This window comes from Paraburkholderia sp. BR10936 (genome assembly GCF_040965735.1).
GTDB classification, from domain to species: Bacteria; Pseudomonadota; Gammaproteobacteria; order Burkholderiales; family Burkholderiaceae; genus Paraburkholderia; species Paraburkholderia nodosa_A.
Genome location: NZ_JBFRCM010000009.1, coordinates 107,407 through 121,206, shown reverse-complemented (window position 1 = coordinate 121,206; position 13,800 = coordinate 107,407). Strand labels below are relative to the sequence as shown.

Genomic DNA, 13,800 nt, shown 5'->3' with positions numbered 1-13,800 from the left:
GCTCGGCCCCTGCGCGCCGCCATCCACTTGAGGGCGGTGTTGCGTGCGGCATGGCAGGCGTTGCGCGCCTGACACGCCAAAGACCCGGCGCGCGCCGGTTTGGTTCGCGCGCAACAAAAAAAGCGCCGCGCCGGGCAAGGGCGCGGCGGCTCATGCGCGCAGCGTTCACTGCGCCGGTTTGGCGTCGGAGGCGGCGCCGGGCGTCGCGGCCGGGCCCGTGCCCGGTTCGGCGCCCTGCTCGGCGAACGTCAGGCGGTCGCCGTTTTCGAGCACGAGAAAGAGCGATTGCGGATGGCGCATCTGCACGCCGGAGCGCGCGATATGCGAGAGCGCTTCCAGATAAGCGCCCTCGATATCGCCGCCCGCGCCGATGCACGCCATGCGCGTGCCGCCGAGCTGGCCGAACGAGAGCAGGCCGTTCTTGAGCGTATAGGCGCCGAAATAGCGGTTGCAGCCCGAAAAGCCGCTTGCGCGGCGTTGGCCGCTCTCGGTCGAGAGGTCGAGCGTAATGGGGCGAGCGTCGGGGTTTTCGATGTTGCCGGCATCGGCGTGGCCGCCCGGCAGGGCGCGCATCGTGCCGTCGGCGCGCTTCCATTCCACGAGCTGCCAGTGCGTGTTGTCGAGCAGCTGCGTCGTGGCGGGGTTGAATGGATCGGGCAGCGGCGCGGAGGCGTCCGTGTGCACGGGCAGCTTGCACGCGCACACAAGCAGGGCCGCAGCGAGCATCGCCGTGCGCGAGGCCAGCTTTCGCGCGAATTCGCCTCGGGCAGGGCGCAGGCGCTGGCGCATGGTCATGCGCGGGCTCTGGCTCGGTGCCTGGATCGGCGTCTGGCTCGCCGTCTGGCTAATAGGCATCGCATCGTTCCTCGTAATCGACGAAGGCGTAAGCGTAACGCACCGCGCTGCAGCATGCGAGCGCAAACGTGCGTGCGCCGTGCTGGAAGCGGGCGGCCGCCGACGCGCCAAAGCGCCGCGCCGCGGCAGGGCCGCGTGTTAACATCGGCGCTCTTACGCATTTGCGCCATACCGTCATTCTGGAGACATCATGCAAACCCGCCCCCGCATCGGCACGCCGCTTTCCGCTTCCGCCACCCGTGTCATGCTGCTCGGCGCGGGCGAGCTTGGCAAGGAAGTGATCATCGCGCTGCAACGTCTCGGCGTTGAGGTGATCGCCGTCGATCGTTACGAAAACGCGCCCGGCCATCAGGTCGCCCATCGCGCGCACGTGATCGACATGGCCGATCCCAAGGCGCTGCGCGCGCTCATCGACGCCGAACGCCCGCATCTCGTCGTGCCCGAAATCGAAGCGATCGCCACCGACGCGCTCGCCGCCGTCGAGGCCGAGGGTGTCGCCGAGGTGATCCCCACCGCGCGCGCCGCGCAGCTCACGATGAACCGCGAGGGCATTCGCCGCCTCGCCGCCGAGGAGCTCGGCCTCGCCACCTCGCCTTACGCGTTCGCCGACTCGCTCGACGAGCTGAAGGCGGGCGTCGCCAAGGTCGGCTATCCGTGCGTGGTGAAGCCGGTGATGTCGTCGTCGGGCAAGGGGCAATCGGTCGTGCGCAGCGACGCCGATGTCGAGCGCGCCTGGGACTATGCGCTCGCGGGCGGCCGCGTGAATCGCGGTCGCGTGATCGTCGAGGGCTTCATCAACTTCGACTATGAAATCACGCAGCTCACCGTGCGCGCCATCGACCCGGCGAGCGGCCAGGTGCAAACCTATTTCTGCGATCCGATCGGCCACCTCCAGGTGGACGGCGACTACGTCGAATCGTGGCAGCCGCAGCCGATGAGCGCGAAGGCGCTCGAGCGCTCGCGCGAAATCTCGCACAAGGTGACCGAGGCGCTGGGCGGCCGCGGTCTCTTCGGCGTCGAGCTGTTCGTGCGCGGCGACGAGGTGTGGTTCTCGGAGGTGAGCCCGCGCCCGCACGACACGGGGCTCGTCACGCTCGCGTCGCAGCGCTTCTCCGAGTTCGAACTGCATGCGCGCGCGATTCTCGGCCTGCCCGTCGATACGACGGCGCGCGGTCCGGGCGCCTCGGCCGTGATCTACGGCGGCATGGACGCACGCGGCATCGCATTCGAAGGCGTGGCGCAGGCGCTGGCCGTGCCGGGCGCGGACCTGCGCCTGTTCGGCAAGCCCGAGAGCTTCGTGAAGCGCCGCATGGGTGTTGCGCTCGCCACGGGCGCCGACACCGACGAGGCCCGCTCGCGCGCTCGCGAGGCGGCTGCGGCGGTGCGCCCCGTGCCGGGCGACGCTGCGCAGTGAGCGCGCAGTGAGCGTATAGCGCGGCGCCAACGCAACCCACGGAGAACACGATGATCGATGCTCGAAGCGGTGCAATCCGGTTGGCGGCAGCGTGCGGTCTCGCCGCCGCGCTCCACGTGAGCGCGGCGAACGCGGCGGCCCCGCTCGAAGTACGTGACATCCAGGTGCAGTCGCGCCACACGTTCAGCTACACCTGCGCCAACAGCAAGACCTTCAAGGTCACCTATCTGAACGCGGCCAACGGCCAGAGCTTCGCGCTCGTGCCGGTGAAAGGCCGCAAGCTCCTTTTCGTCGGCGTGATCGCGGCTTCGGGCGTGAAGTACGTCGCCGACCGCTACACGTGGTGGACCAAGGGACCCGGCGCCGATCTCTACGACGTCACCTCCGACGCGAGTCCGAAGCCGGTGCTCTCGGGCTGCGCGACGCTCATGCGCTGACGCCGAACGCACGCTTCACGACGCATTGCGCCTCGCGGTAGTAACCTGACGGCCTGTTCGCGAAGGCCGGCTGCCGCCCGCGCGCCGGCCACGCTCTTGCCAGCGAGGTGGTCGATGAAAGCATCGGATCTGTTCGTGAAGGCGCTCGAAGCAGAAGGCGTCGAGTATGTGTTCGGTATTCCAGGGGAAGAGAACCTCGATCTGCTCGAATCGCTGCGGCGCTCGAAGATTCGTCTGATCGTCACGCGCCACGAGCAGGCCGCGGGCTTCATGGCCGCCACTTACGGACGGCTGACGGGGCGCACCGGCGTGTGTCTGGCCACGCTCGGACCCGGCGCGACCAACTTCGTGACGGCCGCGGCCTACGCGCAGCTCGGCGGCATGCCCATGCTGATGGTCACGGGCCAGAAGCCCATCAAGTCGAGCAAGCAGGGCCACTTCCAGATCGTCGACGTGGTGCGCATGATGGAGCCGCTCACCAAGTACGCGCGTCAGATCGTCTCCATCGGCAACATTCCGGCGCTCGTGCGCGAGGCGTTTCGCCAGGCCGAGCAGGAGCGGCCCGGCGCCGTGCATCTCGAGCTGCCCGAAGACGTGGCCGACGAAGAGGGCGACGGCAAGCCCATTCCCAAGAGCTTCAGCCGCCGGCCCGTGGCCGAGGAAAAGGCCGTCGCGCACGCGGTCGGGGCGATCTGCAAGGCGCGTCATCCGCTTCTCATGATCGGCGCGGGGGGCAATCGCAAGACCACGCGCAACGTGCTGCGCGAATTCGTCGACGAAACCGGCATCCCGTTTTTCACCACGCAGATGGGCAAGGGCGTGATCGACGAGTCGCATCCGCTCTGGCTCGGCAACGCCACGCTGTCGGACGGCGACTTCGTGCACCGCGCGATCGAGCACGCCGACTGCATCATCAACGTCGGCCACGACGTGATCGAAAAGCCGCCGTTCTTCATGCGCAGCGCGGAAGAAAAAACCGTCATCCACGTGAATTTTCTCGGCGCGGAAGTCGACCCCGTGTATTTCCCGCAGATCGAGGTGGTGGGCGACATCGCCAACGCCGTGTGGCAGCTCAAGGAGAGCCTGAAACCGCGCGAGCACGCGTGGGACTTCGCGCGCTTCGAGGAGATCAAGCGCCATTTCGAGGCGCATCTCGCCAAAGGCCAGCACGACGAGCGCTTTCCCATGTACCCGGTGCGGCTCGTGCACGACGTGTACGGCGCGATGCCCGACGACGGCATCCTGTGTCTCGACAACGGCATGTACAAGATCTGGTTCGCGCGCTACTACCGCGCACGTGAGCCCAACTCGATCCTGCTCGACAACGCGCTCGCCTCGATGGGCGCGGGGCTGCCCTCGGCCATCGCCACGAAGATCGTGCATCCGCAGCGCAAGGTCGTGGCGGTCTGCGGCGACGGCGGCTTCATGATGAATTCGCAGGAACTGGAGACGGCGGTGCGCCTGAAGCTCGATCTCGTCGTGCTGCTGTTGCGCGACGACGCGTTCGGCATGATCCGCTGGAAGCAGGAAAACATGAATTTCCCCGATTACGGGATGACGCTGCAGAACCCCGATTTCGTCGACTATGCGCAGAGCTATGGCGCGCATGGCCATCGCGTGGGCTCGGCGGACGAACTCAAGCCGCTCGTCGAGCAGTGCCTCGCGCAGCCGGGCGTGCATGTGATCGACGTGCCCATCGACTATTCGGACAACGAGCGCGTGCTCAATCGCGACATCAAGCGCCTGAGCGCGCAACTTTGACGCCGCACTTACGGAGAACCCGTCATGCTCAAACCGACTTATCCATACTATCTGGCCAACGAGGCCGTCGCCGCCAACACCGACCTCGAGGTCACCGACAAATACAGCGGCGAAGTCGCCACGCGGGTCGCGCTCGCCGACGCGAAGGCGATCGACAAAGCCATCGCGGCAGCCGAAGCCGCCATGCCCGCCATGCGTGCGTTCCCGCCGTACAAGCGCCAGGCCGTGATCGATCATTGCGTGGCGCGCTTTCGCGAGCGCTTCGATGAGCTGGCGATGGCGCTGTGCATCGAGGCGGGCAAGCCGATCAACGACTCGCGCGGCGAGGCCACGCGCCTGATCGACACGTTCCGCGTGGCCGCCGAAGAGAGCGTGCGCATCGACGGCGAGATCGTCAATCTCGAGATTTCGGCGCGCGCGAAGGGCTATCACGGCTACGTGAAGCGTGTGCCGATCGGACCGTGCTCGTTCATCTCGCCGTTCAATTTCCCGCTCAATCTGGCGGCGCACAAGGTCGCGCCGGCGCTCGCCGCGGGCGTGCCGTTCGTGCTGAAGCCCGCGAGCCGCACGCCGGTGGGGGCGCTCATCATCGGCGAGGTGCTGGCGGAAACCGACCTGCCCAAGGGTGCGTTCTCGATCCTGCCCGCGCACCGCGACGGCGCCGACCTCTTCACCACCGACGAGCGCTTCAAGCTGCTTTCGTTCACGGGCTCGCCCGCGGTGGGCTGGGACCTCAAGAAGAAGGCCGGCAAGAAGAAGGTGGTGCTGGAGCTGGGCGGCAATGCGGCGGCTATCGTCGACGGCGATCAGGGCGGCAAGCTCGACTACGTCGTCGACCGGCTGGCGTTCGGCGCGTACTACCAGTCGGGGCAGAGCTGCATCGGCGTGCAGCGCATTCTCGTGCACGCGTCGATCTACGAGACGCTGCGCGACAAGCTCATCGCCAAGGTCAAGACGCTCAAGATGGGCGACCCGAAGGACGAGACAACCTTCGTCGGGCCGATGATCTCCGAATCCGAGTCGAAGCGTCTGGCGGGCTGGATGGAGAGCGCGGTGCTCGCGGGGGCGAAGATCGTCGCGGGCGGCAAGGTGGACGGCGCGATGTTCGAGGCCACGCTGCTCGAAGACGTGCGCCGCGACACCGACCTCTACCGCAAGGAGGCGTTCGGGCCGGTCGCGATCCTCGAGCGTTTCGACGACTTCGGCAAAGCGCTCGACATCGTCAACGACAGCGATTTCGGCCTGCAGGCGGGCGTCTTCACGGATTCGCTCGCCAACGCGCATCGCGCGTGGGACGGGCTCGACGTGGGCGGCGTGGTGATCAACGACATTCCGTCATTTCGCGTCGATAACATGCCGTACGGCGGCGTGAAGGACTCGGGCCTCGGGCGCGAGGGGGTGCGCTACGCGATCGAGGATATGACCGAACTGCGGCTGATGGTGATGCGCGAGACGTGGTGAGCAGGGTGCAGCGGGCTGGCGAAAAAAGGGTGCGATTCTGCGCCGCATGGCGCGCGGGGATTTCCCGTGCGCCATGTTGCAGAACGCATGGCCCGCTGCCATAGGGATTTATGCCAAGGTGCTACAATACCGGCCTTTCGGCCCTTTGCGCCTGCCGCAGAGGGGGGCAGAACGCCGGCAGCAGGCACGCAGCAAGCGGGCAGCAAGCACGCAGCAAGCACGCAGCAAGCCGCCCCGAGGCTTGCTGGATCGGCCTGAACGGTCGATCGAGCCGTTTTGACACATCCGGTGCGCACGCGCGTCAAGAGACGAGGACGGCGCCGGAACCATCTGGAATCGAGCGAGTCTGGCTGGGTTGAACCCGAGCGAGCGCGGCGATGCAGCCAGCGCCCCGTCCCCGGCAGATTGTCTCGTCGTCCCACGGGCCATCCCGGGCCATCCGTTTGCCGGGAAGCCCTCGCGGGCGTGTGTTCCGCCCGTCGCAGGAGGGCGCCTGACGTGTTGTCCGGCGCCTTTGCATCGACCTGCAATGCCCAGCAGTGACCATTTGAGGCGCTTCCGCGCCTTGCGCGAATAGCGCCTTTATAGCGAAGCCACCATGTCCGACACAGCCGTCACGCCCAGCATTGCGAACTTTGACCAGTTTGGTCTGGCCCCCGAAATCCTCCGGGCCATCAAGGAGCAGGGCTACACGACGCCCACGCCGATCCAGGCGGAGGCGATTCCCGTGGTGCTCACGGGCCGCGACGTGCTGGCTGCAGCGCAGACTGGCACGGGCAAGACGGCGGGTTTCTCGCTGCCGATCCTGCAACGCCTCTTGCCGTTGGCGAGCACGAGCGCCTCGCCCGCACGGCATCCCGTGCGCGCGCTGATTCTCACACCGACGCGCGAGCTGGCCGACCAGGTCGCCAACAACGTGCGCACCTACGCGCAGCACACGCCGCTGCGCAGCGCGGTGGTGTTCGGCGGCGTCGACATGAATCCGCAGTCCGACGAGCTGCGCCGCGGCGTGGAAATCCTGATCGCGACGCCTGGCCGCCTGCTCGACCACGTGCAGCAGAAGACCACGAGCCTCGGTCAGGTGCAGATGCTCGTGCTCGACGAAGCCGACCGCATGCTCGACATGGGCTTTCTGCCCGACCTGCAGCGCATCCTGAACCTGCTGCCGAAGGAGCGCCAGACGCTGCTGTTCTCGGCCACGTTCTCGGGCGAGATCAAGAAGCTTGCCGCGACCTATCTGCGCACGCCGCAGACCATCGAGGTGGCGCGCAGCAACTCCACCGCGACCAATGTCACCCAGGTGGTGTACGAAGTCGCCGAGGGCGACAAGACCGGCGCGGTCGTTCAACTGATCCGCGAGCGGGGCCTGAAGCAGGTGATCGTGTTCTGCAACAGCAAGATCGGCGCGAGCCGTCTTGCGCGCCAGATCGAAAAGCAGGGCATCGTCGCGGCCGCGATCCACGGCGACCGCACGCAGAGCGAGCGCATGCAGGCGCTCGACGCCTTCAAGCGCGGCGAAATCGAAGCGCTCGTGGCGACCGATGTGGCCGCGCGCGGCCTCGATATTGCCGAACTGCCCGCCGTCATCAACTTCGACCTGCCGTTCAACGCCGAAGACTACGTGCACCGCATCGGCCGCACCGGCCGTGCAGGCGCCTCGGGTGACGCGCTGTCGCTGTGCAGCCCGAACGAGAAGAAGCAGCTCGCCGATATCGAGAAGCTCATCAAGCGCCCGCTGACCGTGGAGCGCCTCGTGGTCGACGTGCCGGTGGCGCATCACGAGGGTGGCGGCCGGCGCCGCGAGCGCGACGGCTATGAAAGCCGCGAAGGCCGCGGTGAACGTGGCGAGCGCGGCACGCACCGCCGCGCGGCCTCGTTCGAGCGCCCGCATCACCATCGTTCGCAGCCGATCGATGACTTTGTCCTGAAGCCCTACGAGCCTTCGGCGAGCGCGCGCAGCAAGGTGGAAGACAAGCCCGCGAACGCCGCGCCGCAGAAGCAGCAATCGAAGCAGCCGCTCGCGGCGCTGCTGGGCGGCCTCGGGTCGTCGTGGCGCAACAAGCCGACGTCGTCTTCGAGCTGAGTTCGAGCGCGAAAGAATCGCGCGACGCAAAAAAAACGGCATGTCGCTCCTGGCGGCATGCCGTTTTTGTTTATGCGGCTGGCAATTGCACGAGCCGCCGCTTCCACGCGTCGATCGCGGCCAGCTGGAACGCTGCGAGCGTCGCGGGCGCGGGATCGTGCAATTCGAGGCCCAGGTGCCGTGCGGCGGCCATCAGCGTTTCCAGCGGGCGTGACGCGTCGAGCGCCTGCGCCCCGGTCTGCTTCGACAGCTTTTCCCCATCCGCGTTCGTGACGACCGGCACATGCAGATACGCGGGCGTCGGCACGCCAAGACACTGCTGGAGCCAGATTTGCCGCGCCGTCGAGTCGAGCAGGTCCGCGCCGCGCACCACGTGTGTGATGCGCTGGTCGGCGTCGTCCACGACGACGGCGAGCTGGTAGGCCCACTGGCCGTCCGCGCGCAGCAGCACGAAATCACCGACTTCGGTCGCGAGGTTCTGGTGCCGCGGGCCTTGCCAGCGATCGTCGAAGCGGATCAGTGCGGGATTGGCGGCTGCGCCCGCAGGTTCGTCAACAGCGTCTTCGTCAGGCACGCGCAGCCGCCACGCGCGGGCGGGCTTGCCGTGCAGGCCGTCGCGGCAGGTGCCCGGATAGATCAGCGTGGTGTTGCGCTGGTGCATGCGCAGTTGCGAATCGGCGATTTCCTTGCGCGTGCAGCCGCACGGGTAGACGTGGCCTGAGGCGATCAGGCGGTCGAGCGCCGCGCGATAAAGACCGGTGCGGCGGCTCTGCCATTCGGGCGGCTCGTCGGCGTGAAAGCCGAAGGCCGCAAGCGTCGCGAGAATGTCTTCGGCTACGCCCGGCACGGTGCGCGGGCCGTCGATATCCTCCACGCGCACGAGCCAGGCGCCGCCGTGCGCCCGCGCGTCGAGCCAGCTCGCGAGCGCCGAAACGAGCGAGCCGAAATGCAGCGGGCCAGTGGGCGAGGGCGCGAAGCGCCCGCGATACCCTTGCGGCGTTGCGCTCACGCGCGTGGCTTAAGCGGCAGCCTGAGCCGCTGCATCCGTCGCGCCCGCGCGCTCAGGATGGCACGCCGGGCAACTCTTGCCCACCACGTAGAGCGGCGAAGCCTGCTCTTGCGGCGTCACGACGGCACGGCACGCGAAGCACTGCACGGTGTCCGTCGGTTCGAGCTGCGGATTGAGCGCGGTGCGCTGGTCGAACACGAAGCAGTCGCCGTTGTAGTGCGCGCCGCCCACTTCCTCGAAGTACTTGAGAATGCCGCCTTCGAGCTGGTACACGTGCTCGATGCCCACTTCCTTCATGTGGATGGCCGCCTTTTCGCAGCGAATCCCGCCCGTGCAGAAGGACACGACCGTCTTGCCTTCGAGGTCGGCGCGGTTCGCCTCGATCACGCCCGGGAATTCGCTGAACTTGTCGATGCGGTAGTCGAGCGCCTTGTCGAACGTGCCGACGTCGATTTCGAACGCGTTGCGCGTGTCGAGCATGACGACGGGGCGGCCTTCGTCGTCGAAGCCGCGGTCGAGCCACTCCTTGAGCACGAGGGGCGCCACCGAAGGCGCGCGGCCTTCCTCGGGACGGATCGCGGGCTTCTTCATCGTGATGATCTCGCGCTTCAGGCGCACGAGCATGCGGTTGAAGGGCTGCGTTTCCGAGAGGCTTTCCTTGAACCGCAGCGTCGCGAACTTGCCCTCGAAGAGCGGATCGTGATTGATGTAGTCCATGAAGGCGCGCACGTTGCCTTCATCGCCGGCAACGAACAGGTTGATGCCTTCCGGCGCGAGCAGGATCGTGCCCCGCAAATCGAGCGATTGGCAGCGCTCGAGCACGAGCGGACGCCACTCGGCGGTCTTGTCGAGCGTGGCGAACTGGTAAGCGGAGAGATTGAGGATACGCATGGTGCAACTGGAAAAGCGCCATTAAAAAAGCGCGTGAAACCGGAGCCGGGCGCGCGTGCTTGCCTGTCAACGTCGGGTCCTGACTGCGTCCCCCCGAAAACGGGAATTGGGGCAGAGCGCGCGGCGGGCGCAATCCGCTATTATCCCTCAATCGCGCCTTGCGCCGCTTGCGGCGTAGTCGACACGCCGTGGGGCGCCCCCCGCGCCCGCGGCAAGGTCCAGGCCAGACTGGCCGATGTCACTTGCCCATGCGAGCGTGCGCCGAAAATCGCGTGCCCCTGAAGGTACAATGACGGCCATGTCAGATCCCCGCTTCGTCCATCTCCGCGTCCACTCCGAATTCTCGATTGCCGACGGCATCGTGCGCCTCGACGACCTCGTCAAGGCGGCGGCCAGGGACGGCCAGGGCGCGCTCGCGCTCACCGACCTCGGCAACGCATTCGGCCTCGTCCGTTTTTACACCGAAGCCCGTGGCAAAGGGGTCAAACCCATCGCCGGCTGCGACGTCTGGATCACTAATCACGACGACCGCGACAAGCCGTCGCGCCTCCTGCTGCTGGTGAAGAACAAGCGCGGCTACCTGAATCTGTGCGAGCTGCTTTCCAAGGCGTGGCTCACGAACCAGTATCGCGGCCGCGCGGAAGTCGACGTCGCCTGGCTCGAAGAAGGACTCGGCGAGGGCCTGCTCGCGATCTCGGGTGCGCAACAGGGCGACGTGGGTCTCGCGCTCGCGGCGGGCAATGCGGAAAGTGCGAAGCGCCATGCGCAGCGCTGGGCGAAGCTGTTTCCGAACGCGTATTACATCGAGTTGCAGCGCTGCGGCCAGCCCGGCGGCGAGCAGTATGTCGAGCAGGCGGTGGCGCTCGCGTCGCAACTGAAGCTGCCGGTAGTCGCCACGCACCCCATGCAGTTCATGACCGACGAGGAATACACCGCGCACGAAGCGCGCGTGTGCATCTCGGAGGGCGACATCCTCGCGAATCCGCGCCGCCAGAAGCGCTTCACGACCGATCAGCGGTTTCGCACGCAGGAAGAAATGGTCGCGCTGTTCGCGGACATTCCTTCGGCAATCGCGAACACCATCGAAATCGCCAGACGCTGCAATCTGACGCTCGAACTTGGCAAGCCGAAGCTGCCGCTGTTCCCGACGCCCGACGGCCTCTCGCTCGACGACTATCTCGTGCAGCTTTCGCGGGAAGGTCTCGAAAAGCGCCTCGTGCAGCTGTATCCGAACGAGGCCGAACGCGAGCAGGAGCGCGCGCGCTACAACGAGCGGCTCGAATTCGAGTGCGGGACCATCATCAAGATGGGCTTCCCGGGCTACTTCCTGATCGTTGCGGACTTCATCAACTGGGCGAAGAACAACGGCGTGCCGGTGGGGCCGGGCCGGGGTTCGGGCGCGGGCTCGCTGGTCGCCTACGCGCTCGGCATTACCGATCTCGATCCGCTGCGCTACAACCTGCTGTTCGAGCGCTTCCTGAATCCGGAGCGCGTGTCGATGCCCGACTTCGACATCGACTTCTGCCAGCACGGGCGCGACCGCGTCATTCAGTACGTGAAGGAGAAGTACGGCGCGGATGCCGTCTCGCAGATCGCCACCTTCGGCACCATGGCCGCGAAGGCCGCGGTGCGCGACATCGGCCGCGTGCTCGATCTGGGTTACAACTTCACCGACGGCGTCGCGAAGCTGATTCCGTTCAAGCCGGGCAAGCACGTCACCATCGCCGACGCGATGAAGGAAGAGCCGCTCCTGCAGGAGCGCTACGACAACGAAGACGAAGTGCACCAGTTGCTCGACCTCGCGCAGCTCGTGGAGGGTCTCACGCGTAACGTGGGCATGCACGCGGGCGGCGTGCTGATCGCGCCGGGCAAGCTCACCGACTTTTGCCCGCTCTACACCCAGGGTGACGAAAGCGGCGTCGTGAGCCAGTACGACAAGGACGACGTGGAAGCCGTCGGCCTCGTGAAGTTCGACTTTCTGGGCCTGACCACGCTCACGATTCTCGACTGGGCCGAGCGCTATATCCGTATGCTCGATCCGTCGAAGAAGGACTGGTCGCTCGCCCAGGTGCCGCTCGACGACGCGCCGTCGTTCCAGATCCTCAAGAAAGCGAATACGGTCGCCGTGTTCCAGCTGGAAAGCCGCGGCATGCAGGGCATGCTCAAGGACGCACAGCCCGACCGCTTCGAGGACATCATCGCGCTCGTGGCGTTGTATCGTCCGGGCCCGATGGACCTGATCCCGAGCTTCTGCGCGCGTAAGCACGGCCGCGAAGTGGTGGAGTACCCCGATCCGCGTGTCGAACCTGTTCTGAAAGAGACCTACGGCATCATGGTCTACCAGGAGCAGGTGATGCAGATGGCGCAGATCATCGGCGGCTACTCGCTCGGCGGCGCGGACTTGCTGCGTCGCGCGATGGGCAAGAAGAAGCCCGAGGAAATGGCCAAGCACCGCGAGATTTTCGCGGAAGGCGCGGCGAAGAACGGCCTCACGCGCGAGAAGGCGGACGAGACCTTCGACTTGATGGAGAAGTTCGCGGGCTACGGCTTCAACAAGTCGCACGCGGCCGCTTACGCGCTCCTCGCTTATCACACGGCGTGGCTCAAGGCGCACCATCCGGCCGAATTCATGGCAGCGAATATGTCGCTCGCCATGGACGACACCGACAAGGTGAAGATCCTCTTCGAGGACTGCCTGACCAACAAGATGGTCGTGCTGCCGCCGGACGTGAACGCCTCGGCGTACCGCTTCGAGCCGGTGGCCGACGCCAGCGTGGCCGAAGGCAAGCGCTCGCGCACGATCCGCTACGGTCTCGGCGCGATCAAGGGCAGCGGCCAGAACGCCATCGAAGAAATCTTGCGCGCGCGTGAAGAGGGCGGTCCGTTCAAGGACCTGTTCGACTTCTGCGAGCGCATCGACCGTCGTCTCGTCAATCGCCGCACCATCGAAGCGATGATCCGCGCCGGCGCGTTCGACACGATTCACGCGAACCGCGCACAGTTGCTCGCGTCCGTGCCGATGGCGATGGAAGCCGCCGACCAGGCGAGCGCCAACGCCATGCAGGCCGGCCTCTTCGACATGGGCGATGCACCGCTCGCCGCGCACGAACTGGTGGACGAGCCGGCGTGGGGCGAGAAGCGCAAGCTTCAGGAAGAGAAGGCGGCGCTTGGTTTCTACCTCTCGGGCCATCTGTTCGACGCCTACAAGGACGAAGTGCGCCGCTTCGTGCGCCAGAAGATCGGCGAGCTCAAGGAAGGGCGCGACAAGCTGATCGCGGGTGTGATCGCTTCGTTGCGCACGCAAATGACCCAGCGCGGCAAGATGCTGATCGCGCTGCTCGACGACGGCACCGGGCAGTGCGAAGTGACGGTGTTCAACGAGCAGTTCGAGGCGCACAAGGCGCTCTTCAAGGAAGACGAGTTGCTCGTCGTGCAGGGCGGGGCGCGCAATGACGCGTTCACGGGCGGTATTCGCTTCACCGTGGATACCGTGATGGATCTCGAGCGCGCGCGCAGCCGCTACGCGCAAGCCGTGAAGCTGCAGATGAACGGCAATGCCAATGCCGGCGCGCTGCGCACGGTGCTCGAAGCCTATCGCGCGAAGCCCGACGACTCGCTGCCGGCGCCTGCCGCGGAAACGCGGGGCCGCGGCGGTGTCGGGCGCGATCGCGGCGAGCGCGCGCATGCGGTCATTCCGAACGGGCTCGCGGTGCAGATCGCCTATCGCAACGATCGGGCGGAAGGCGAAGTGCGTCTGGGCGACGCCTGGCGCGTGAAACCTACCGACGACCTGCTCGCCGCGCTGCGTGGCGAGTTCGCGGGTAGCGAAATCGAGATTGTTTACTGACGGGATCGGACGGTATGGCGGTCTTCACCGCTGCCATGCCGC

9 protein-coding genes are annotated in these 13,800 nt (G+C 66.6%); 6 read left to right on the top strand and 3 right to left on the bottom strand.

The features are described 5' to 3' along the window. Positions 1-165: 165 nt before the first annotated feature. Positions 166-726, bottom strand: coding sequence for an META domain-containing protein (locus AB4Y36_RS20015; RefSeq protein WP_368683976.1), 561 nt, complete (start codon positions 724-726; stop codon positions 166-168). A 319-nt stretch (positions 727-1,045) separates the two neighbouring features. Here AB4Y36_RS20015 and purT point away from each other — a divergent pair, with 319 nt between their 5' ends. The 5 genes from purT (at position 1,046) to AB4Y36_RS19990 (ending at position 8,011) form a co-directional block, all read left to right on the top strand. After that, positions 1,046-2,269: a formate-dependent phosphoribosylglycinamide formyltransferase gene (purT, locus tag AB4Y36_RS20010; protein ID WP_069265349.1), complete on the top strand. Its 1,224-nt coding sequence runs from the start codon at positions 1,046-1,048 to the stop codon at positions 2,267-2,269. A 50-nt stretch (positions 2,270-2,319) separates the two neighbouring features. Beyond that, positions 2,320-2,706: an MliC family protein gene (locus tag AB4Y36_RS20005; protein ID WP_368683909.1), complete on the top strand. Its 387-nt coding sequence runs from the start codon at positions 2,320-2,322 to the stop codon at positions 2,704-2,706. A gap of 114 nt (positions 2,707-2,820) precedes the next feature. Continuing rightward, positions 2,821-4,467: an acetolactate synthase large subunit gene (locus AB4Y36_RS20000; RefSeq protein ID WP_069265347.1), complete on the top strand. Its 1,647-nt coding sequence runs from the start codon at positions 2,821-2,823 to the stop codon at positions 4,465-4,467. A gap of 24 nt (positions 4,468-4,491) precedes the next feature. Next, positions 4,492-5,928 carry an aldehyde dehydrogenase family protein gene (locus AB4Y36_RS19995; protein ID WP_368683908.1) on the top strand — a complete coding sequence of 479 codons (1,437 nt, stop codon included), beginning with the start codon at positions 4,492-4,494 and terminating at the stop codon, positions 5,926-5,928. A gap of 598 nt (positions 5,929-6,526) precedes the next feature. Then, positions 6,527-8,011, top strand: a complete 1,485-nt coding sequence (locus tag AB4Y36_RS19990; protein ID WP_368683907.1) for a DEAD/DEAH box helicase — start codon at positions 6,527-6,529, stop codon at positions 8,009-8,011. 70 nt (positions 8,012-8,081) lie between these two features. On the opposite strand, the gene gluQRS is transcribed toward AB4Y36_RS19990, so the two are convergent. After that, on the bottom strand, positions 8,082-9,020 hold the full coding sequence (gene gluQRS / locus AB4Y36_RS19985; RefSeq protein ID WP_368683906.1) for a tRNA glutamyl-Q(34) synthetase GluQRS: 939 nt from the start codon (positions 9,018-9,020) through the stop codon (positions 8,082-8,084). Between the two features lie 9 nt (positions 9,021-9,029). Continuing rightward, a complete protein-coding gene (locus tag AB4Y36_RS19980) occupies positions 9,030-9,911 on the bottom strand; it encodes a sulfurtransferase (protein ID WP_368683905.1) in 882 nt (293 codons plus the stop codon). Positions 9,912-10,200: 289 nt separating this feature from the next. Between AB4Y36_RS19980 and dnaE the strand changes: the two genes are divergently transcribed. Further along, positions 10,201-13,758 carry a DNA polymerase III subunit alpha gene (gene dnaE / locus AB4Y36_RS19975; RefSeq protein WP_368683904.1) on the top strand — a complete coding sequence of 1,186 codons (3,558 nt, stop codon included), beginning with the start codon at positions 10,201-10,203 and terminating at the stop codon, positions 13,756-13,758. Positions 13,759-13,800 lie beyond the last annotated feature (42 nt).